This is a genomic window from Terriglobia bacterium (assembly GCA_020072815.1).
In the GTDB taxonomy this organism is placed as follows: Bacteria; Acidobacteriota; Terriglobia; order Terriglobales; family Acidobacteriaceae; genus Angelobacter.
On record JAIQGE010000006.1, the window covers coordinates 199979 to 220905 of the forward strand.

Below are 20927 nucleotides of genomic sequence, written 5' to 3' on the forward strand. Positions count from 1 at the left end.
GTCATGAATCCAGCCAACGGTTCCCAACATCGCGTCCGTATGATCACGGCTTTTGCCGTGCTCTATGTGCTGTGGGGCTCTACTTACCTGGCGATGCGGATCATTGTTCGGGACATGCCGCCGTACGTGGCTGGGGCCGTCCGCTACCTGATTGCCGGGCCCATCATGCTGGCGGCGTGCGCCATGGCGGGACGCCAAATCCGCCTGACCCGCGGCGACTTTCTCCGCCTGCTGGTGATTTCCGTCCTGCTGCTGTCGCTGGGAAATATTGGCGTGCTATGGGCGGAAGAGTATGTCTCCAGCGGCCTGGCGGCGCTGATTGTGGCGCTGGTCCCCATCTGGGTGGTGATGATTGAAGCCTGGATCTTCCGCGCCGGACGCATGACTGCACAAGGCCTGGTGGGTCTGGCCCTGGGCATCGTAGGCCTGATGGTCCTGCTCTGGCCGCGCATTGCCGCCGGCACCCATCTGTCGCGTCTGGAGCTGTTTGGCGCGGCGATTCTGGCAGCAGCGTCATTTCTCTGGGCGCTGGGCTCGGTTTTCTCCCATCGCTTTCAGCTTACCGTGGGCGTGTTTGCCGCGGCTGCGTGGCAAATGACCCTGGGTGGGGCGGTCAATGCCTTGGTGGCCGGCGCCACCGGCCAGTTTCAGCACACCCGCTGGAGCGCGCCGGCGCTGGAAGCCATTGCCTACCTGGTGGTGTGTGGATCATGGATGGGATACACCGCGTACATCTGGCTGCTGGAGCACGTGCCCACGCCCAAAGTCGCGACCTACGCTTACGTGAACCCCATCATCGCCGTGTTCCTGGGATGGCTGATCCTGCGCGAAAAGGTGGACGCCTACATGTTCGTGGGGACGGCGATCATCATCGGGTCGGTGGCGCTGGTGAATACTTCAAAGCTCAAGCGCGTGGAGAGCCGGCCAGCCGAGAATGCAGAGTTGCCTGCGGTGAATGTGGCGGGAGACTGAGGGGAAATTGGTAATTGGGTAATTTAGTAATTTGGCAATTGAAGAAACGTTGAGGAGCGGCTGTTTTTTCAATTACCCGATTACCAAATTACTAAATTACCAATTTGTAGCTATTTCCTCTTCCACCTGATCCCATCCTTGGTATCTTCCACAATAATGCCCGCTTCGGTGAGCTGTTTGCGGATGGCGTCTGACTTGGCGAAGTCGCGGGCCTTCTTGGCGGCGTTGCGCTCGGCGATGAGGCGTTCAACGTCAGCATCAGTGATTGCATCGCCGGAGATCGCGGAGCCTTCCAGCTTGCCGTGCGACTCGGCCCAGGCGGCGACGCGCGCAATCTTCTCCGCGTCATCGTCTTTGAGAACGGCAAAGATTTCATCAAATTGCTGCAGGGCGGCAAGCAGCGGGCCCTTGTCATCTTGCTTCAGGCTGCCCTGGTCGGCTGCGGTGTTGGCTTCGCGGACCATATCAAACATCGCCGCCAGCGCGCGCGCGGTGTTCAGATCGTCTTCCATGCCGGCGCGCATCTCGCGCTGGGTCTTGTCCGCCAGATCTTGTATTGCAGCGTTCTTTCCCGGCGCAAGCTGGGCCCTCTCAATGCGCGATTTGAATTCGCGCAGACGCTCCACGGATTTGGCGCCCTGCTCCAGCCCGGCGAAAGTAAAGTTGAGCTGCTTGGTGTAAGGAACGGAAGTCAGCAGAAAGCGAATCGCCGACGGCTTGTGGCCTTTCAGGACCAGATCGCGCAACGTGTAAAAGTTGCCTTCGCTCTTGGACATCTTCTTGCCTTCCACCAGCAGAAAGCGGACGTGCATCCAGAAGCGCGCGAATGTTTTCCCGCTGAGCGCTTCGGACTGTGCAATTTCGTTTTCGTGGTGCGGGAAGGTCAGGTCTTCGCCGCCGGCATGCAGATCAAAACTGTCTCCCAGATACTTCATGGACATCACCGAGCACTCAATGTGCCAGCCGGGACGTCCCGACCCGATCGCGCTTTCCCAGAAGGCCTCGCCCGGCTTGGGCGCCTTCCACAGGGCGAAGTCGCGTGCGTTGTCTTTCTCGTATTCGTCCACATCCACACGCGCGCCGGCTTCCATGCCGCCAAAATCCTTTTTCGACAGTTTGCCGTAGCCGGGAAACTTGGCGATGCTGAAATAATAGGATCCATCATCCGTGCGATAAGCAAAGCCCTTGGCTTCCAGCTTCTTGATGAACTCCGCCATCTCGGCTATGTGCTCAGTGGCGCGGACCAGCGTTTCCGGATGCTCCAGGTTCAACGTGGCGCTGTCTTCCAGGAACGCTTCTTCGTACTTGCGGGTGTATTCCTGGACGGTCTTCTGTTCGCGCGCGGCATTGCGGATGATCTTGTCGTCCACGTCCGTGATGTTCATGACGTGCTGCAGCTTGAAGCCGCTTTGTCGCAGAAACCGCCGCAGCAGGTCCACCGCGACAAAGGTGCGGAAGTTGCCGATGTGCCCGTAGTCGTACACCGTGGGACCGCAAGCGTACATGCGCACGGTGTTGTCTTGCGACGGCGCAAACTCCTCGACCTTATTGGAGAGCGTGTTGTAGAGCCTGAGCGGCATGGTTCAGTGAAAGGAGATTGTAGCAAAGCAGCCATCATCTCTTGGCCATTGGCCGTTGGTATTTGGCTTTTGGATGACCGGCTCTTGGCTGGCCGCGTGGCCGCTTACTCCAACTGCATGCTCTTGAGAAATGATTCGAAATCCGTACTGGCTTTGTCGCGCACGGATGCCGCCGTGTCCAGCAGCACCAGATAATAGATCGGCCCGCTGAGGCGATGCATAGTTTCATTAGGATGGTAATACTGGACCTTGCCCGGCTCTCCCTTGGGTGGCTCTGAAGGTTGCTCGAAGATAAGGCCCGGATATTCAGGAGCGTCCCGTTTGAATGCGACAAAGAACCCGTGGCCGTCCCCGGCCTTCCCGTAGGCCTTCGGCTTCAGCGCTTCAAGAGCCAGACATTCTTGCACAGGACATGCGATGGCCTGGACCGGCTCGTGTGACTGATTAGCCAGAAACGATTTGAGAAAGTCTTCCAGGCCTTCTCCGGTCTTCGGGGGGCGCGCAAGTATCAAAATGTTAGGAATTACCTGGTCGCCATTCCCAGCGTAGGGCCCAGTTTCGAACTGGACAACAGCAAGTCCATTCTTGATGTCAGGAATGGATGTCTTCCAGTTCTCCGGGGCCACAAAAGCGAACCCATGCATTGTGTCCGTAAAGGTGACCTTGGCGTCAGACTGCCGTGCGTTCCAGACCTGCTTCGCAGTGTAATCGGTGGACGGGTCAGGCTGCGTGATTCTCTCTCGCAGTATCCGAATATAGATGTCGCGCAAGGACGAAGGCCCACCTTTGAACGCGAGAATATGATCTGCGGCGCGCAATCCGTGCGCAGGCATGTTCGCTTGCACAGAGCACTCGAGATAATCGTCCCAGAAGTTGGCGGGCAACTCTCTCCATTCGTGCGCCTGCTCCACGGCCAGGAACTTCTTCATCCCATCCAACATGAGAAACGTTTGGCACTCATGGATCGCGAGAAACCACGGGCCACTCGGATCGTTGGGAGCCAGCGCCAGCGCCTGATTGAGCATCTTCACGACAATGTCGTGGGCATTTTCAACGTCGAGATTGTAGGCGTAGTGCGCAACCAGACCGGTCAGCAGGAGCAGCTCTGCATTGTCTGGCGCGGCTGCAGCGGCTTTCTGCAATTCACTCAGGTCCTTCTTCAACTGCGACGCAACCTTCTTCTTCGGCGTATCGTAGCGCCATTTGTCGCTCCACTGGCGCACCATGTCCTCCACCTTGTCCACGTCCTGGTAAGCCTGCTGGACCGCCGGAACCTGTGGCAGCTTTTCTGGATGGATATCTTTTACCCGTCCAAAGGCAGGCGATGCCATAGCGAACAGCGCAGCGCTCCATGCCACGACTTTGATGAAGGAATTCATGATCTTGGGAGCTCGATTAACCCTCTCTTACCCTCCATCCTCCGGCGCCTTCGACGATGCGTGATGCCGCAGCTCCATGGCTACCCGCACCACGTAGTGCACGCCCGACAAGATGGTCAATCCCACCGTGGCATACACGCCAAAGTGTTTGCCGGCGTGGATCCAGCGCGCCGCGGAAACTTCGCTCATCAGGGCGAATGGTACGGTGACAATCTGCGCCAGGGTATTGGCTTTCCCCAGCCAACTGGGGCGGAAAGTGCGCATGGTCCCCGTGGCGTAAAGCAGAGTGCAGACAATCACAATAAGGATGTCACGGCTGAACACCAGCACAGTGACCGGCCAGCGGATCAAATGAAAGACGGCGAGCACCAAGAACATGGTGCTGAGCAGCAGCTTGTCGGCGATGGGGTCCAAGTATTGGCCCAGCGTGGTTTTCTGCTGCAAGAGCCGTGCCAGCAGGCCGTCAAGCCCGTCCGTAATCCCGGCCACAACAAAGATGACCAGCGCCCAGGTATAAGCGTGTTGCTGGACGGCGATCACGATGAACGGAATGAAGATCAGCCGCAGCAGCGTAAGCAGGTTAGGAGCCGAGCCAAGCTGGCGGATCAATGAGAGGGCTCCTGTAAAAACTTGTGGATGTCCCAGCCGGTATGGGCAGCAAACTGCTCGGCCAGAGAAGGCAGTTCGCCTGTCCGCGCGTCAATTTCAATCTTCTGTACGCGATGCATGGGGAAGAACACGATGCTGGCGGTGGCGGCTTCGCCCGACTTGACCAGTTGCATGAAGTCGTCCAGGGACTGCAAGTCTACGCCGCGCACGCTGGCCCCGGCCGGAGTAAGCGCCAGCAGAACGCCCCAGAACTTTTCCCGCGGATTATGTAACGTAACCAGAACAAGTTGTCCGGTGTCCATGAGTTGGCCGCACGCCCCAATCCATTGATTTCAGCGGATTTGCCGCAAAAATGCAAGGGTAGAGGAGGCATGAGGGCTCTAGTACAATGACTGCCGCTTGCCAGAACGCGGCATGACCATCGGTTGGCGACGCCGCGATCCGAACGAAATAAAGTACGTTTTTTGCACAACAACAACTCCATACAGAGGCTGACGACGATGCAACAGGCAGATGACGGCCAAGCACACGAAGCCCCAAGTGAACCGCAGGGTCCAGACACCGACACGCCCCGTTGGAGCATCGCCACCCGCGTGGCCTTCCGTCTGGTGTTTGCCTATCAGATTCTCTACAGCTTCCCGTTTCCTCTGAACATGATTCCAGGGACTGACATTCTGTTCGGCTGGTATGAAACGTTGTTCGTCAAGATGACAGTTTGGACCGGCGCGCACATTCTGCACCTGAGTCGGCCGATCGTCTATTCCCCCAACGGCAGCGGCGACTCGCTGTTCGCCTGGGTACAGAACCTGGTGCAGCTCATGATCGCCATCGCGGCGGCCGCCATCTGGACCTTTCTGGACCGCAAGCGTCCCAGCTATCGTTCCATGCAGGAGTGGCTGTGGCTATATGTCCGGATTGTCCTGGGCTCTACTCTAATGAGTTATGGCGCGTTCAAAGTGATCAAGGCCCAGTTCCCGGACTTGTGGCTCTGGCGTCTTCTGGAGCCGTATGGCGCCAGCTCTCCCATGGGCCTGCTCTGGACCTTCATGGGTTACTCCAAGACCTACAACGTGTTTACCGGATTGGTGGAGTTTGTAGGCGGCGCGCTGCTGTTCGTGCCCCGGCTGGCGACGCTGGGTGCTCTTCTCGCGATCGGAGCCATGACCAACGTTTTCATCCTGAACATGAGTTATGACGTGCCGGTCAAACTATATTCTTTCAACCTGCTGCTGATGGCCGTGTACCTGATGGCCCCGGAGGGACGCCGCATGCTGAATGTCTTCGTCTTGAACCGGCCGGCGGCCGCGGTACCGCATCCCGCGCTGTTCCGGAGGAAGTGGCTGAATGTAAGCGTATCTGTCGCGCAAGCCGGTTTGCTCCTCTACCTGGGCGGCTTCTGGTTGAACCAAAGCTACCAGCAATACAAACAGGTTGGCGACGGCGCACCCAAGCCTGCGCTTTACGGCTTCTACAACGTGGATGAGTTCATCGTGGACGGGCAGGTGCGTCCGCCCGTCTTTACCGACGAGACGCGCTGGCGGCGATTCACCTTTGAACGCTACAACCTGGTGGGCATCGTTTTGGCGGGCGGCCCCGTCGAGCGCTATAAGATCAAGCTGGATAAATCCAAGCAAAGCCTGGAATTCACCAAGACAAACGATCCAAGTTGGAAATCCAGGTTTGCTTTTGACCAGCCCGCAGCCGACCTGATCACGCTCAGCGGCGAGATGGACGGCAAGAAAATTCAGGCCAGACTGCGCAAGGTCGAGTTGAAGGGCTTCCTGCTTTACGAGCGGGGCTTCCATTGGATCAGCGAATCTCCGGTGAATCGCTGACCCCCAACTCAGCCTTCAGTCACACGGCTTCGTTCAATCGGTTTTTGTTCACACGGCTTTTGTTCACACGGCTTTCGTCCACGCGGCTTTCATTCAAGCGGCTTGTGTTTAAACGGCTTTTGTTTAAACATCAAGGCGCTTTTCGTACGGCGCCAGTTCGCCGTGTTCGAGATATCGCCGCAGGATGCGCAAGTACATCGCCCAGCAGTAGTTTGAAATCCGCCAGTGTTGGTTGGGTTGCGGCCAGCCTGTGTGGTGGAACTGGACAAAGGTGCTGCCATCACGCGGCTGCAGATGAAAGCCGATGCGCGTGCCCGTCCAGTCAGCGTCAGCGCGTGTCATCTGCAGCTCAAAAACGGAGTTGGGAGCGCACTTGGTGACCTTGGCCCGCCAGTCATACTGCGGGCCGAACCACAGTTCGAATTCCGCACCGTCGCGAGCCTCGCCGGCAGAGCGCTTGGTCCACCAGGCATCCAGGCCGCGCGGCGTGGTCACAGCGTCAAAGATTTTGTCGGGAGAAGCCTTGATGGGGAAGTCGTGAAAAATGTCGGCCATTGGCGGGACCTCCGTTAGCCGGGGGAAAGCCAAGCATACTTGAATTGCTGAGGCCGGAGCAATGCGGTGTAGGCCGGCGAACAAGCTCAGACGCTATCCGTATTTCGCTCGTCCGCGTTTTTCTCTACGGCCTCAACGCCCTCTGCGGTAAAATGGTCAAATCTGCTGGATGTAGGCGCGTAGCTCAGTTGGTTAGAGCGCTACCTTGACACGGTAGAGGTCTGGGGTTCGAGTCCCCACGTGCCTACCATTTATCTCATTTCATGGCGTTCACGTACGTTCTTCGGAGCACCACGAGCGGCAGGTTTTATATCGGTTCGGCGCTCAAGCTGCAGGAACGGCTTGATGAACATGCACGCGGGCATAGCCCATACACGAGGGGGCGTGGACCGTGGAAGTTGGTCTACCAGGAACAATACTCAACGTTGGCTGAAGCTCGCCGCCGTGAACGCCAGCTGAAATCGTGGAAGTCACACCGATCGATTCAAGAACTCATCGACAAGAAGTTGGTTTAGAGCGTCCCGGCTCGCCGGGAAGGTCTGGGGTTCGAGCCCCCACATGCCTGCCACATCTTTTCCCGCCAAGAGCGGCGCTTTCGCACCATCGTGACCTGCCCGATGAAAGGCTCCCGTCATTCCACTTCGATGTCATCAGTCTGCCTTCCCTTTGCGATAGAGCTTGTAACCTCGGTAAAGCAGCGCGAGGGAGACCCAGCCGAACGCAACCACAAGCGCGTACGCCGGCACACGGGGAAAAAAGGCAAAAAGAAGAGAGAAGGCGAGGAGCAACGTGCCAGTTACCAGGAGGATTTGTGCTTCCACCGGCTCTAGCACGCGCCGGCTGGTGAAGGCTGCGCCGACGGCATTGCCGATGCGGATGGCCCCGGCCGCGGCACGCCCAATGCTTCCTCCGCCCCTGGCTGTAGCGGCAACGGCGTGGCGCGGCTCGCCCGGGGCACGGACCTTTCGCTTGATATCCAGGACTATTTCTGTTGCGTTGGTGAGGTCCTGAAGGTACATCTCTTCCATCTGGCCGGCGAAGGGTTCGTCTTCGATGACTGCGTCCAATTCGCAGTTACCCAGCCAGCTCGAGATATTCAGGTTGGTGGAACCGACGCGCGCCCACCGCCCGTCAGTCACTGCTGTTTTCGCGTGCACCATGGTGCCGTTCCACTCGAACAGGCGCACGCCCGCCTCCAGGAGTGGCCGATAACCCGCTCGCGAAAGCGGTCTGATGAGAGGAAGGTCCGTGGCATTCGGCACCAGCAGGCGGACATCAACGCCGTCTTGTGCTGCGGCCCTCAATGCCTGTACGTAGGGGGTTGTGCCCGCGTAATAGGCATCGGTGAGCCACATTTTCTTCCTCGCCAGTGCAGCCACCATTTGGTCCAGGCGGAACAAGCCGGCCGTGGCAGGCTCAGTCGCAACAATGCGGACGTTTGCATTTCCTGCTGCTGCGAGCGTGCCGTTGCTGGCGAGTTCATCTTCAGCGATGGGCTCGCCCATCGTCGCCCAAACCTGCGCGAATGCGCGCTCAACGTCAGCGACCGCGGGCCCGCGCACCGACACACCCGTATCGCGCCACGGCTGAATGTTCTTGGCCGGGTCGCCGACCCACATCCGGCCAACACACAGACCGGTGATAAAGCCAACTTCGCCATCCACGGCAAGCATCTTGCGGTGGTCCCGCGAGAGCCACCCAAATGGAGAATCAAAACGCGGCGGGTTATAGCAACGCACCTCAACGCCACCGGCACGCAAATAGTCCCAGAACTTGCGCGAAGTCTTGCCCAGCCCGCCCATCCAATCGTAGATAAGTCTTACTCGCACGCCTTCCCGCGTCTTTGCGATCAATGCTTCGGCGAACATGCGTCCTGTTTCGTCTTCGTGGATGATGTAGCTCTCGAAGTGAATGTGCTGTTTGGCCGTGCCGATTGCTTCGAGCCATGCGGGATAGTTCTCACGCGCGTCTTTCAGCAAGCGCACGCAATTGCCCTCGATCAAGGGCGCGCCGGCGGCTCGCGAAAAAGCGCGGTCTGCGATGGAGCGCAGCTCGGGCCGAAGCTGGCGTTCACTCCGGCGGGGGTTCTTGGAAGGTCTCATTCCCTGTCATTATGCTCCTCGGCGGCTGCACCTGGCCGACGCGCGGATCCCCAAGCTCGGGCAGCGGACACCGGTGGTGACGGTGGTCGAAGACTAACGCGCTCGAATCATCGCGCTCCTGGCCCGCGCAACGCGCGTCCGGCGTTGACGCCTGTCAGGCGGCCATCAGCAAACGTCAACTGGCCGTTGACGAAAACGTATTTCACTCCCACGGAAAGCTGCGCGGGCTGGGCGTAAGTAGCGTTGTCCAGGATGGTGGCGGGATCAAAGATGGTGATGTCCGCGAAGAAGCCTTCCTGCAGCAAGCCGCGCGCGGTCAGGTGCTCGCGCTGCGCGGGCATGGAAGTGATCTTGCGGATGGCCTGCTCCAGCGGCAGCAGCTTGAGGTCGCGGACGTAGTGTCCGAGAAAGCGCGGCATGCTGCCGAAGGTGCGCGGATGGGCGTGCGGCTCAAAGAGCGGCCCATCGAGCGGCATCTCACCGGCGTCCAGGCCGATGCTGGTGAAGGGCTGCTTGAGGCCGAATTGCAAATCCTCTTCGCTGGCGATGAAGTAGAGCGCGCTGGCCTGACCTTGGTCGGCCAGCACCAGGTCGAAGAGCGTGTCCAGCGGGTCTTTCTTCTGCTCCTGGGCGATCTGCGCGATAGTCTTGCCAGCGAGCGGCTTCAAGTCTTTGCTGACCACTGACGACAGCATCACCCCGCTGGCGCCGCCGCTCATAAGATAGAGGTTTTCCCATTCAGCGTGTTCTTCCGCCAACTCGGTCTTGATGCGCGCGCGGACGGCAGGATCGCGCAGGCGGGAGAGAGCTTTGTCCAGACCACCATCGGCGATCCACGGAGGCAGGGCGGAGATGAGCGCGGTCCCGCCGGCGACGTACGGATACATGTCGGCACGGACGTCCTGGCCGGCGTCGCGCGCCGCCTGAATCTTTGCCACCATTTGTGGCATGTTCCCCCAGCGCGGCTGCCCCGCCACTTTCAGATGGAAGATTTCCACGGGAATGCCGGCCTCGCGGCCGATGCGCAGAGCTTCGTCAATGGCCGCGATTTCGCTCTTGCCTTCACTGCGCATGTGGCTGGCGTAAATCCCGCCGTATTGCGCGGCGACTCTGGCCAGCTCAATCAGTTCTTCGGTTCTTGCGTAGTGGCCGGGAGGATAGATCAGCGCCGTGGAAACACCCATGGCCCCTTGCTGCATGGCCTGAGCCACCAGGGCCTTCATCTTTTCCAGCTCTGCCGGGGAAGGAGCGCGATTGTCGTCGCCCAATACGGCTTCACGCACCTGCGCCAGACCGACGTAAGTTCCCAGGTTGATGGGCGTACCTTGTTTCTCTAATCGACGGAAATAGCCGGCGAGGTCCGTCCAGTCAACTTTGAGGTGATACGGCTCCAGCGACGGCGCCAGCGCCTTGAGAGTGATCTCATTCTGTGGAGCGATGGAGCCGCCCTCGCCGGTAATCTCGCTGGTGATGCCTTGCGAAAGCTTGCTGATGGCGCGGTTGTCAATCAGCAACGAGCCTTCCGACTGGCCCAGCATGTCAATGAACCCCGGCGCTACCGCGAGACCGGCGGCGTCAATAAATTTCTTGGACTGAGCGTTGCTCAGCTTGCCGATGGCGGCGATGCGGTCGCCGCGGATGCCGATGTCGGCCAGATACCAGGGATTGCCGGAGCCGTCATAGATCTTGCCGTTGGTGATGACCACATCAAACGGCGCGACGGGCGTCTGTGCCGCGGATTGCTGAGAAAATGCCGCTGATGCAGCGAATCCGGCCGCGATCACGAACAGGATATGAGAACGCTTCATGGAATGCTCCTGGACGTCAGAACTGCTTTCCCAAGTGAAAGAAGAATTTCTTGTGGCCGGCCTCGCCCCAACTTCCGCCGAAAAAGATCGGACCGAAAGCGTAATCCAGAATCAATCCGGCTACACCATCTGCGGGAATTGGAGCACCGCCGATCCCGTAAGGCTTGGCGGCTTCAAGATACGCGGTGAGATAAAACCCGCCGCCGGGCAATGACGGAATGGCGTAAATGCGATGAAGATATCCCGCGCGTCCGTAAGCGTACTGGTTGGTGAGGAACTCGTTGGTCCCGTACGCGGCCATCCGCTGGGTGCCGCCCAGACTGAAGCTGGGCAGCCCATTGTTGGTAAAGCCAAGAGTTGATCCGCCGGAAGCCTTGAAGTAGACCGATTGGACGGACCCCAGCGACTTGAACACCCCCAGATCGCTTTCCGCGGTGGCGAAGTGGCGGTCGGCGCCGAGCCAGGCGTCATGCCATTGCACGGTTGACACCCACTCCACGCCGTTGCGCGGGACCACGGGCGCTTCCAGCATGCGCAGCGAAAAATCAAGGCGGTCGAGAGCGAACTTGACAGACGTTGTGCCGATGCGGTCGGAGGTAAACGGCAGCAGCGGAGCACCTACGATCTCTGACAGTTTGGCGCCGCCGCCTTCGTAGCCCACGCGCAGTTCAGCGTTGCGGCTGAAGATGTAGCCCACATCCAGCGCGCCGGCGATGGTGCGGAGCTGATAATGCGCGAGTTCATCCTGCCGGCGATAAATGGTGAAGGGTGACGACTCCGCGGTGATCTGCGGCGCCACAAACCAATGGCTGGAGGGCGACAGCGGACGATAGTACTCGGTGGCCAGGCCGTATTGCGATCCCAAGAGCACGTCGCTGCGCCACTCCGAGCCGATGCCGCCGATATCGAAAGCGGTGACCCGCGCGCCCAGAACAAAAAGAGGACTGCGATAGTCGCTGGCATTCAACTCAATCACCGGCTTGATCGTCGCGCGCGCGTAGTCGCGAGACGCGGCGTTAATGGTCAAGACGGTCTGGCCGTCCTGCCGGGCCAAATGGTAGCCTACGCGCGCGAATTTTCCCGTGCCCACGATCCGGTCCAGGTCGCGCTTCAAACGTTCCGACTGCGCCTCATCCAGCGGTTTTCCCGAGTAATTTGAAAGGCCGGAGCGGACCTGCTCCCTCAACGCGTGGTCGTCTATGGAAATGGTCATGGCCTGCGGCGATTCCGGCGCCTGCATTCCCGCCGGAATGCGCGCGGCGCGGTTGGACGTGTATTGCTTCCAGGCTTCGTCGTCCAGGCGCAGGGCCAACAGCTTGTCCTTGATTTCTTCGGCGGCTTGCTTCCCGCGGGCGATAAAGGCGTCATACTTGTCGTACTCGTTGGCTTTCAGGTCCGCCACGTTCACGTTGATCACAACATCGCTTTCCTTGAGCAACGCCAGGCTGCGCTTCTCATTGGCCCCGGTAACCACCAGCGCGGCCTCGGTGGCCAGTTCCACGGCGGAGATGTCTTTGTTGGGATCGACTGGCGCAGATTTCAGATGGATGGCGATAATCAGGTCCGCGCCCATGTCCTGCGCGACGCGCACCGGCAGGTTGTCCAACACTCCACCGTCAACGTACATTTTCTTGTCGTCTCGCACCGGGCTGAAGATTCCCGGAATGGACATGGTGGCGCGCAAGGCCATGCGCAGGGAACCGTCCTTGAAGACATAATCTTTGTCGAAGACGTCTTCTTTTTTGGTGACCATGTCCACGGCCACGCAGCGGAAAGGAATGGGCAAATCGTCAAAATGCTGCAGGTCCCAGTAAGGCCGGGTCACGCTGTCCAGCAACAGGCCGACCTGATGCCCGGCGTTGAACGCTTCCGGCAGGCGCAGACCTTTGCGAAACGCAAAGTTCAGCGAGTTAGGGTAAGTGCGCTGGTCCTCTTTGCGGCGGAATGCCAGGTCGCCATAGTCAATGCGGTCGTAAAGCACGGAGTCCCACTTGATGCGCTTCACCAGACGGTGGATCTGCGCCGGCTTGTATCCCATGGAGTACATCCCGCCGACCAGAGCTCCCATGCTGGTCCCCGCCACGTAGTCCACGGGAATGTGGTTGTCCTCCAGCCATTCGATGACGCCGATATGCGCTAGGCCGAACGCGCCGCCGCCTTCCAGCACCAGGCCGATCTTCAATCTTTGCGGCCGCAGCGGCTGCTGAGGAAGAAGATCACTGGTCTGCGCGAGCACCGGCAGGGCGAACAGAGCGGCAATGAGCAAGCGACGGAACATGACGACTCAAAACATGGTCCCCGCAAGAACCACGATAGGGGAGTATAAATCCAAAGCAATGAACCGTGACCAAGGGCAGGACTCCAACTCGTTCGTTCGACAAAAAGGTACAATGCCTTGTTCGCGGGACCACATGAACCAATTTCTTCTCATTGGAGACGGACAATGACCATGAAGAACCTTGCCGCATTTGTGATCCTCATTTTGGCGGTCGGCCTGGCCGCCGCGCAACAGCATCCATCACCCAGCCAGCCCCAACCGGCGACGCTGATGACGGGATACGGAAACCTGCATCATCCGGTGACCACCAGCAACCCTGAAGCCCAGATGTTTTTTGACCAGGGTCTGCGCTTGATCTACGCCTTCAACCACGACGAAGCCGCGCGCTCGTTCGAACGCGCCGCACATCTTGATCCCAAACTGGCCATGGCTTACTGGGGCATCGCGGAAGCCGTAGGGCCCAACTACAACGATCCCGCGGATCCTGACCGGTTCAAACACGCGCATGAAGCCATCCAGAAAGCCCTGGACCTTTCCTCCGGCGCTTCCGCCAGCGAGAAGGCCTACATCGCCGCACTGGCCAAGCGTTTTCCCGCCGATCCCAAGGCTGATCTGCGCCAGGCGGCGGAAGAATCCCGTGACGCCATGCGTGACGTGGTAAAGCAATTTCCCGACGACCTGGATGCCGCCACGCTGCTGGCGGAAGCCAGCATGAACCTGCATCCCTGGGGGCTCTGGCATGTGGATGGCTCGCCGGAACTGGGGACCGAAGAAATCGTCGCCACGCTGGAATCTGTGCTGAAGCGCGATCCCAACCACATGGGCGCCATCCACTATTACATTCATGCGGTGGAGGCGTCGCCCAACCCGGAGCGCGCGCTGGCCTCCGCCAACCGCTTAGCGGCCCTGGCTCCCGCCGCGGGACATCTGGTCCACATGCCGGCGCACGTGTATATCCGGACCGGGGATTTTGAGGCGGGCATCAAAACCAATCAGGCGGCTGCCGCCGCGGACCGCGCGTACATGCAGTCGGGCGGGATTCCGGGGATTTATCCCGTGATGTATTACAGCCACAATCTGCACTTCATCGCCATGTGCGCGAGTATGAACGGGAATTATGCTGAGTCGCACAAAGCCGCGGAGATGCTGGTGGCGCATGTGGGTCCGCATGTGAAGGACATGCCGCCGCTGGAAGGCTTCATGACCATCCCCATGGCGGTGGAAGTGCGCTTCCACAAATGGGACCAGATTCTGGCTATGCCGCAACCGGACAAGGCCATGCAAGTCGCCACCGTGTTCTGGCACTTTGCCCGAGGTATGGCGTTTGCCGGAAAGGGCAACGTCAGCGACGCTGAAGCAGAATTGAAGATCGTCCACCAGGCTGCGGAGCAGACCCCACCGGACGCCGTCTTCGCCATGCCGGTGAACAACAAAGCGAAAGACGTGCTGACCATCGCCGACAACGTGCTCGGCGCGAAGATCGCGCTGACCAAACACGATTCCGCGGCGGCGCTCTCCATGCTGGGCAAAGCCGTGACCCTGCAGGACACCCTCAAGTATGACGAGCCGCCTGACTGGTTCTTCCCCGTGCGCGAACAACTCGGCGCGGTGATGCTGATGGGCGGCGACGCCGCCGGCGCGGAGAAAGTCTTTCGCGAAGACCTGGAGCGCAATCCCCGCAACCCGCGTTCGTTGTTCGGACTGAGCGCCGCGCTCAAAGCGCAAAAACGCACGTACGACGCGCAGTTCGTGGACGACCAGTTCCAGGCGAACTGGAAGAGCCCAGAGACCAAACTGAGAGTTGAAGACCTGACTTGATGCTCCGCCGGCGAAATCCGCAGTGAAGCTGGACAGAGCTGGTCTGTCCGCAGTGCTGCTTATTTCACGGCTGAAGTGATATTGATTTTGGCCGTGAACTTGATTTCGCCGCCATCTTGATATTCGGCGATGGCCCGCACCACCGCCGCGTCTACTTCCGCGCGGCGCTCGGCGGGAATGGATTGCAGCAGCGGAGCAAACGGCACAGTGACTTCCTGAAAATACTCCCAGACTTCTGCGGGAGTGCCCGGCCAGGTCCACGGCACGGTGGTGAAGTTCTCTTCCACCGTTTCGAAGCCCGCCGCACGTAATCCGCGGGCGAGAAGTCCTGGCTGTCCGAAGGCGAACATCTTTCTTGCCGCCTCAGGAATGCTTCCACCGGACAGGGCCTTGAGCACGGTGCCGATGGTGGAAGAGAAATAAGGTTGTCCCATCACGCCCCAGGCCAGCAGGACCGCGCGGCCGCCGGGCTTCAGCACGCGATGCATTTGACGAAGCGAGTTGGGCAGGTCGGGAAAGAACATTACGCCAAGCCGGCAAGTGATACGGTCAAATTGGGCGTCGGCGAAGGGAAGCTGCCGGGCGTCGCCCAGCAGGAAGCGGATGTTCTCAAGTCCGCACTGTGCAGCGCGCTCTTCCGCAATCTTGAGCGGAGCGGAAGAAATATCTAGGCCTACCACCGAGCCGTTTCCTTCGAGCTGTGCAGCAATGGAGATGGCGGGTTCGCCGGTCCCGCAGGCGATGTCCAGCACCTGCATTCCGGGCGCGATTTGCGCGGCGGCAATAATGGCCTCCGTCATGCCCCTGCCCATGGCGGCGGATTGTTTGCGCCACTTCTGGCTGGCTTGGTTGCGGGCAAAACTGTTCCAGTCCGGGTTGTGGGCTGAGCTCATGAACCTCTCCGAGCCAGTCGCAACCGGCTGCTGGGGTGGAATTATACAAATGCCGCGCTCGCATCCGATGCCAGCCATGGGTAATGAGTTAGCTTGGGTCCTTTATCAGTTTTCGTCTGGCAAGCGCAGCCGCGTCGTGTGACGCGAATCACGGGCGCAGAGGGCGGTTCAACCAGAAGATATGAGAAGGTTAGAGGCCCTTGACAATATATCTATATGGTTATATAGTGATTTACGATCAATCAAGGAAGGCCATCCAGAGATGCCCTTGAACCTGAGCGAGAGAATGACCGAACTGGTGGCGCAGCGCTTTCGACTGCTGGGCGAACCGATGCGGCTGCGCATCCTGCAGTTACTGGAACAAGGCCCCAAGCCGGTGAATGACATCGTCGCATCCCTGGAAAGCAGCCAGCCCAATGTGTCCAAGCATCTCCAGGCGCTATGCCAGGGCGGGCTGGTCAGCCGGCGGCGCGAGGGGCTCAACATTTTTTACGCAATCGCTGATCCCATGGTTTTCAAGCTTTGCAATCTGGTCTGCCGCAGCGCAACGGAACACACCCGCGCACAACTGGCGGAACTGGACGCGGCGCCGTCCGTTACGGAACGAAGACGCGCGAAGAATTCGCGGTAATCGAGGCGCTGCGAACCGGTATCCGCAGATGTGGCGTGAGAGGGACCACGCAGACGAATTGAGGTAGCGTGATGAAATATAACGCCGGATTCCTTCCATCGCTGGGAGTGCTGCTGGTAGCGGTAGCCGGCCTGGCAGCCTGCAACAGGACGCATGAAGTCGCTGCCAGCGTCCCGGAAACGGTCCGCGGTCTTACCGTGGTGCAAGTGCGACAACAGGCGGTCCCCGATCAGTTCCAGGCTACCGGCACCATCCGGTCGTGGCGCACAGCTCCCGTCGCGGCGCAGATCATGGCCAACGTCACCGGAGTTCTTGTGCGTGAAGGTGATACGGTCAAGCGCGGCCAACTCCTGGTCACCATGGATGACTCGCAACTACGCGCGTCCACGGAGCGCGGCCAGGCGGCGCTGCAAGCGGCGGAAAATGAAATCGCCGCGGCGGAATCCGAGCAAACGCTGGCCAAGACCAGCTTTGACCGCCTGCAATATCTCTTTGACAAGGGCACCATCAGCGCCCAGGAATACGACAACGCAAAGGCGCGCATGCAAACCACGCGCGCTCGCCATGATCTTGCGCAGTCCAATCGCTCCCAGGCTGCCGCGGCCCTTGACCAGAACCGCATTCTGCAGAGCTACACCCGGGTGGTTGCCCCGTTTGACGGCGTGGTGACGGAGCGCCACGTTGATCCGGGCGCGCTGGCCACTCCCGGACTACCGCTGCTCATGCTGGAGCAGGTTGGACGCTACCGCCTGGAAGCCACGGTGGATGAGAGCGACTTGAAATTTGTTCGTCTGGGAGAGTCCGTTCCAATTTCAGTGGACGCCCTGGCCGGCGAGCCGCTGCAGGGCAAGGTGGTGCAGATCATCCCGGCGGCAGACCAGGCCAGCCGCAGCTTTCTCCTCAAGATTGATCTCCCGGAGAACTCGAGGCTGCGTTCCGGACTGTTTGCCCGGGCAGCGTTTGTCCGCGGACAGAAACAGGCAATCTCCGTGCCGCGCTCGGCAGTAATCGACCGCGGCCAGTTGCAAACGGCTTACGTCCTGGGTGAAAACAATATCGCCACGTTGCGGTACGTTACTCTGGGAAACACAACCATAGACCAGACGGAAGTCCTCTCCGGCTTGAGTGACGGAGACAGGCTCATCGCCAACCCTGCCGGCCGTGAACTCGCGGGCAAGCGGGTTGAGGTGCGGTGATGGGAAAGCTGCGTCTGGCGGGGACGATCGCCCGCACCTTCATCCAATCCAAGCTCACGCCGCTCGCGGTCACCGGCGCGCTGCTTCTGGGCGCCATGGCGATTTGGCAGACGCCGCGCGAAGAAGAGCCGCAGATCATTGTTCCCATGCTGGACGTGATGGTGCAGATGCCGGGCGCCACGCCGCAGGAAGTGGAGCAGCGCGTGAGCATTCCCATGGAAAAGTTGCTGCGCGAAGTCCCGGGCGTGGAATATCTCTACTCCATCTCCCATCCCGGCATGAGCATTGTGATTGTGCGTTTCTATGTGGGCACCAAAGAAGAAGATGCCATCGTAAAGACGTACAACAAGCTTGCCGGGAACTTTGACAAGATTCCTCCCGGAGTTTCGCAGCCGCTCATCAAAGTCCGCTCCATTGACGACGTACCGATCATGGGCCTGACGCTCTCGGGCGCCAAATACGATCCTTATCGTTTGCGTCTGGTGGCCGGCGAACTGGAACACACTATCAAGCAGATTGACGATGTTTCTGAAACCAGCATCATCGGCGGGCAGCCGCGCGTGGTCCGCGTAACCCTGGACACGCAGAGGCTCGCCGGGTACGGACTGACGCCGGGACAAGTCGTGCAACGAATTCAAGCTGCGAATACGCGCGAGCAGGCCGGCAGCTTCTCTCGTGACAACCGCGAGTTCCAGGTGGAAGCCGGAGCATTCATTACCCGGGCCGAAGACTTGCGCGACGTGGTGGCCGGCGTCCATAACGGGCGGCCTGTGTACCTGCGCGACGTGGCAGAACGAATCGAAGATGGCCCTACGGAGCCCACCAACTACGTGTTGTACGGTAGCGGCGCGGGAGCAAGCCATGACGCATCCGCCGGCGCAGAATTTCCCGCCGTAACCATCACCGTTGCCAAGCGCAAAGGCACCAACGCCACCTTCATTGCTGAACGCGTGCTGCAGCGGATGCAAGAGCTCCGTGGCAATACGATTCCCGCGGACCTCAACGTGGCCGTCACGCGCAATTACGGTGAAACCGCAAAAGCCAAGTCGGACGAATTGCTGAAGCACCTGTTCCTGGCAACGCTCTCGGTAACGCTGTTGATCGCCCTGGCGCTGGGCTGGCGCGAATCCGGCGTGGTCCTGCTGGCCGTGCCCGTCACGCTGGCGCTGACCCTGGCTATCTTCTTTTTATATGGCTACACACTGAACCGCGTAACGCTGTTTGCTCTGATCTTCAGCATCGGCATTCTGGTGGACGATGCCATCGTGGTGGTGGAAAACATTGTCCGCCATTTCCGCCTGCCGGAAAATCGCGGACGTCCGCTGCCCCAGGTGGCGGTGGAAGCCGTGGATGAAGTAGGCAACCCGACGATTCTCGCCACGTTTGCGGTGATCGCCGCAATCCTGCCCATGGCCTTTGTGCGCGGGCTGATGGGCCCCTACATGCGGCCCATTCCCGTGGGCGCGTCCGCCGCGATGCTGTTTTCGCTGGCCGTGGCGTTCGTGGTCTCACCCTGGGCCGCGCTGCGCCTGCTTAGCCATTACGCCAAGCCTGACGCCGGCCACGAACACGGCACCGAGGGAGCCATGACGCGCCTCTACCGCCGGCTGATGAATCCGTTAATCAACAACAGCAAGCGCCGGTTAATCTTCCTGGCCGGCGTGGTGGTGCTTCTGCTGGCCGCGTGCACGCTGGTGCCACTCAAGATGGTCCGCGTAAAGATGCTGCCCTTTGACAACAAGAGCGAATTTCAAGTGATTGTGGATATGCCGGACGGCACCACGCTGGAGCAGACTACACGCGTGTCACAGGAACTGGCGCGTTACCTCGCCCAACAGCCGGAAGTACTGAACTACCAGATCTATTCCGGGACGTCCGGTCCGTACAACTTCAACGGCCTGGTACGCCATTACTTTTTGCGCTCGCAGCCCAACCAGGCTGACATCCAGGTGAACCTGCTGCCGCGCAGCGAGCGCAGTGCGCAGAGCCATGAAATCGCGCGCCGCTTGCGGCCGGGACTGCAGAAGATTGGCCAGCCGTTTGGCGCCCGCGTCAAGGTCGCGGAGGTCCCGCCGGGCCCGCCGGTGCTGCAGACGCTGGTGGCTGAAGTCTATGGCCCTGACTACAAAGGCCAGACCGAACTAGCCGCGAAGATCAAAGATATCTTCCAGCACACGCCCGGCGTGGTGGACACAGACTGGTACGTGGAAGACCCGCAGACCCGCTTTGACATGGACGTGGACCAGGAAAAAGCAGCGCTCCATGGTGTTTCAGCAGGGGACGTCGCGCGGACCGTCCAGTTGAGCCTGCACGGCGCGGAAGCCGGGCTGCTGCACTCTCCGCAGAGCCGCGAAGACGTTCCCATCCAGGTCCGCCTGGGGCGCGCTGACCGCTCCGGCATGGACGAGCTGGGCAGCATCAAAGTTCCCACCGTGGCCGGCGGCCAGGTGTCATTGCGAGAACTCACCAATACGAAGCAGACGGTGATTGACACCAGTGTCTATCGCAAGAACATGCAGCCCGTGGTTTACGTGACGGGTGACGTGGCCGGCGAAGAAGAGAGCCCGGTGTACGCCATCATGAAGATGAATGAGGCGATTGACAAGCTGCGCCTGCCAGAGGGCTACGGCGTCCGCCGCTACAACGCGGTGCAGCCGGAATCCACGGACCGCTACACCATGAAGTGGGACGGCGAATGGCACATCACGATTGAGGTCTTCCGGGACCTCGGTCTGGCTTTTGCGGTGGTGCTGGTGTTGATCTACGTGCTGGTGGTGGGCTGGTTCAAGTCGTTTGTCACGCCGCTGGTGATCATGGCGCCCATCCCGCTCACGCTGGTCGGGATTTTGCCGGCGCATGCGCTGATGGGAGCGTTCTTCACCGCGACGTCCATGATCGGCTTCATCGCCGGGGCGGGGATTATCGTGCGCAATTCCATCATCCTGGTGGACTTCATCGAACTGCGCCGTTCGCACGGCGTGCCCCTGGCGCAAGCGGTGGTAGACGCCGGCGCGGTGCGTTTCCGTCCCATGCTGCTGACCGCCGCCGCGGTGGTGGTGGGCGCCAGCGTGATTCTCTTTGATCCGATCTTTCAGGGGCTGGCTATTTCCCTGATGGCGGGCGAGGTGGCGTCCACCTTCCTCTCGCGCATGGCCGTACCAGTTCTTTACTACCTCAGCGAGCGGAGGCACGAAAAAGCCACGCCGCCAAACGTTCACACACCGCAGGACGCGGCGCAGGCCGTTCCCGCAGCGTAAGTTTTCAGAAGAAG

Annotated in this window: 16 protein-coding genes and 1 tRNA gene; 8 read left to right on the forward strand and 9 right to left on the reverse strand. The window is 60.0% G+C overall.

Annotated elements, in window-relative coordinates; translation table 11 throughout:
* Positions 1–3: 3 nt before the first annotated feature.
* Entirely contained in the window at positions 4–972 is a 969-nt protein-coding gene (locus tag LAO20_09850) for an EamA family transporter (GenBank protein MBZ5531723.1), read from the forward strand.
* Positions 973–1082: 110 nt separating this feature from the next.
* Here the strand turns inward: LAO20_09850 and cysS are convergent, their stop codons facing one another.
* The 4 genes from cysS to LAO20_09870 form a co-directional block, all read right to left on the reverse strand.
* Positions 1083–2552: a cysteine--tRNA ligase gene (cysS, locus tag LAO20_09855; GenBank protein MBZ5531724.1), complete on the reverse strand. Its 1470-nt coding sequence runs from the start codon at positions 2550–2552 to the stop codon at positions 1083–1085.
* Between the two features lie 104 nt (positions 2553–2656).
* Positions 2657–3931 carry a hypothetical protein gene (locus LAO20_09860; protein MBZ5531725.1) on the reverse strand — a complete coding sequence of 425 codons (1275 nt, stop codon included), beginning with the start codon at positions 3929–3931 and terminating at the stop codon, positions 2657–2659.
* Between the two features lie 27 nt (positions 3932–3958).
* Positions 3959–4540, reverse strand: coding sequence for a CDP-diacylglycerol--glycerol-3-phosphate 3-phosphatidyltransferase (pgsA, locus tag LAO20_09865; GenBank protein MBZ5531726.1), 582 nt, complete (start codon positions 4538–4540; stop codon positions 3959–3961).
* A complete protein-coding gene (locus tag LAO20_09870; GenBank protein ID MBZ5531727.1) occupies positions 4537–4842 on the reverse strand; it encodes a hypothetical protein in 306 nt (101 codons plus the stop codon). Before LAO20_09870 ends, pgsA begins: the two co-directional genes overlap by 4 nt.
* 198 nt (positions 4843–5040) lie before the next feature.
* Here LAO20_09870 and LAO20_09875 point away from each other — a divergent pair, with 198 nt between their 5' ends.
* Positions 5041–6375 (forward strand): hypothetical protein, encoded by a 1335-nt coding sequence (locus LAO20_09875; GenBank protein ID MBZ5531728.1) that lies wholly within the window; start codon positions 5041–5043, stop codon positions 6373–6375.
* Between the two features lie 123 nt (positions 6376–6498).
* Here the strand turns inward: LAO20_09875 and LAO20_09880 are convergent, their stop codons facing one another.
* A complete protein-coding gene (locus LAO20_09880; protein MBZ5531729.1) occupies positions 6499–6930 on the reverse strand; it encodes an SRPBCC domain-containing protein in 432 nt (143 codons plus the stop codon).
* Between the two features lie 173 nt (positions 6931–7103).
* Between LAO20_09880 and LAO20_09885 the strand changes: the two genes are divergently transcribed.
* Positions 7104–7180 (forward strand) — tRNA-Val (locus tag LAO20_09885).
* 13 nt (positions 7181–7193) lie between these two features.
* Positions 7194–7445 carry a GIY-YIG nuclease family protein gene (locus LAO20_09890; GenBank protein ID MBZ5531730.1) on the forward strand — a complete coding sequence of 84 codons (252 nt, stop codon included), beginning with the start codon at positions 7194–7196 and terminating at the stop codon, positions 7443–7445.
* A gap of 135 nt (positions 7446–7580) precedes the next feature.
* Here the strand turns inward: LAO20_09890 and LAO20_09895 are convergent, their stop codons facing one another.
* The 3 genes from LAO20_09895 to LAO20_09905 all read right to left on the reverse strand — a co-directional run bounded on the left by LAO20_09895 (position 7581) and on the right by LAO20_09905 (position 13118).
* Positions 7581–9032, reverse strand: coding sequence for a cardiolipin synthase B (locus tag LAO20_09895; GenBank protein ID MBZ5531731.1), 1452 nt, complete (start codon positions 9030–9032; stop codon positions 7581–7583).
* A 107-nt stretch (positions 9033–9139) separates the two neighbouring features.
* Positions 9140–10840 (reverse strand): D-aminoacylase, encoded by a 1701-nt coding sequence (locus tag LAO20_09900; GenBank protein ID MBZ5531732.1) that lies wholly within the window; start codon positions 10838–10840, stop codon positions 9140–9142.
* A 16-nt stretch (positions 10841–10856) separates the two neighbouring features.
* Positions 10857–13118, reverse strand: a complete 2262-nt coding sequence (locus LAO20_09905) for a patatin-like phospholipase family protein (GenBank protein ID MBZ5531733.1) — start codon at positions 13116–13118, stop codon at positions 10857–10859.
* A gap of 171 nt (positions 13119–13289) precedes the next feature.
* Here LAO20_09905 and LAO20_09910 point away from each other — a divergent pair, with 171 nt between their 5' ends.
* Entirely contained in the window at positions 13290–14936 is a 1647-nt protein-coding gene (locus LAO20_09910; GenBank protein MBZ5531734.1) for a hypothetical protein, read from the forward strand.
* A gap of 59 nt (positions 14937–14995) precedes the next feature.
* Here the strand turns inward: LAO20_09910 and LAO20_09915 are convergent, their stop codons facing one another.
* Positions 14996–15829 carry a class I SAM-dependent methyltransferase gene (locus LAO20_09915; protein ID MBZ5531735.1) on the reverse strand — a complete coding sequence of 278 codons (834 nt, stop codon included), beginning with the start codon at positions 15827–15829 and terminating at the stop codon, positions 14996–14998.
* A 262-nt stretch (positions 15830–16091) separates the two neighbouring features.
* On the opposite strand from LAO20_09915, the gene LAO20_09920 reads away from it, so the two are divergent.
* From LAO20_09920 to LAO20_09930, 3 genes are all read left to right on the forward strand, one after another.
* On the forward strand, positions 16092–16460 hold the full coding sequence (locus LAO20_09920; protein ID MBZ5531736.1) for a metalloregulator ArsR/SmtB family transcription factor: 369 nt from the start codon (positions 16092–16094) through the stop codon (positions 16458–16460).
* Positions 16461–16531: 71 nt separating this feature from the next.
* Entirely contained in the window at positions 16532–17656 is a 1125-nt protein-coding gene (locus tag LAO20_09925; GenBank protein ID MBZ5531737.1) for an efflux RND transporter periplasmic adaptor subunit, read from the forward strand.
* Positions 17656–20913, forward strand: a complete 3258-nt coding sequence (locus tag LAO20_09930; protein ID MBZ5531738.1) for an efflux RND transporter permease subunit — start codon at positions 17656–17658, stop codon at positions 20911–20913. Before LAO20_09925 ends, LAO20_09930 begins: the two co-directional genes overlap by 1 nt.
* Positions 20914–20927 lie beyond the last annotated feature (14 nt).

Excerpts from the sequence above, each read along its gene's own strand:
- LAO20_09850 (MBZ5531723.1), top strand. The coding sequence starts at position 4 with ATGAATCCAGCCAACGGTTCCCAACATCGCGTCCGTATGATCACGGCT.
- cysS (MBZ5531724.1), bottom strand. The coding sequence starts at position 2,552 with ATGCCGCTCAGGCTCTACAACACGCTCTCCAATAAGGTCGAGGAGTTT.
- LAO20_09860 (MBZ5531725.1), bottom strand. The coding sequence starts at position 3,931 with ATGAATTCCTTCATCAAAGTCGTGGCATGGAGCGCTGCGCTGTTCGCT.
- LAO20_09870 (MBZ5531727.1), bottom strand. The coding sequence starts at position 4,842 with ATGGACACCGGACAACTTGTTCTGGTTACGTTACATAATCCGCGGGAA.
- LAO20_09875 (MBZ5531728.1), top strand. The coding sequence starts at position 5,041 with ATGCAACAGGCAGATGACGGCCAAGCACACGAAGCCCCAAGTGAACCG.
- LAO20_09880 (MBZ5531729.1), bottom strand. The coding sequence starts at position 6,930 with ATGGCCGACATTTTTCACGACTTCCCCATCAAGGCTTCTCCCGACAAA.
- LAO20_09890 (MBZ5531730.1), top strand. The coding sequence starts at position 7,194 with ATGGCGTTCACGTACGTTCTTCGGAGCACCACGAGCGGCAGGTTTTAT.
- LAO20_09895 (MBZ5531731.1), bottom strand. The coding sequence starts at position 9,032 with ATGAGACCTTCCAAGAACCCCCGCCGGAGTGAACGCCAGCTTCGGCCC.
- LAO20_09900 (MBZ5531732.1), bottom strand. The coding sequence starts at position 10,840 with ATGAAGCGTTCTCATATCCTGTTCGTGATCGCGGCCGGATTCGCTGCA.
- LAO20_09905 (MBZ5531733.1), bottom strand. The coding sequence starts at position 13,118 with ATGTTCCGTCGCTTGCTCATTGCCGCTCTGTTCGCCCTGCCGGTGCTC.
- LAO20_09910 (MBZ5531734.1), top strand. The coding sequence starts at position 13,290 with ATGAAGAACCTTGCCGCATTTGTGATCCTCATTTTGGCGGTCGGCCTG.
- LAO20_09915 (MBZ5531735.1), bottom strand. The coding sequence starts at position 15,829 with ATGAGCTCAGCCCACAACCCGGACTGGAACAGTTTTGCCCGCAACCAA.
- LAO20_09920 (MBZ5531736.1), top strand. The coding sequence starts at position 16,092 with ATGCCCTTGAACCTGAGCGAGAGAATGACCGAACTGGTGGCGCAGCGC.
- LAO20_09925 (MBZ5531737.1), top strand. The coding sequence starts at position 16,532 with ATGAAATATAACGCCGGATTCCTTCCATCGCTGGGAGTGCTGCTGGTA.
- LAO20_09930 (MBZ5531738.1), top strand. The coding sequence starts at position 17,656 with ATGGGAAAGCTGCGTCTGGCGGGGACGATCGCCCGCACCTTCATCCAA.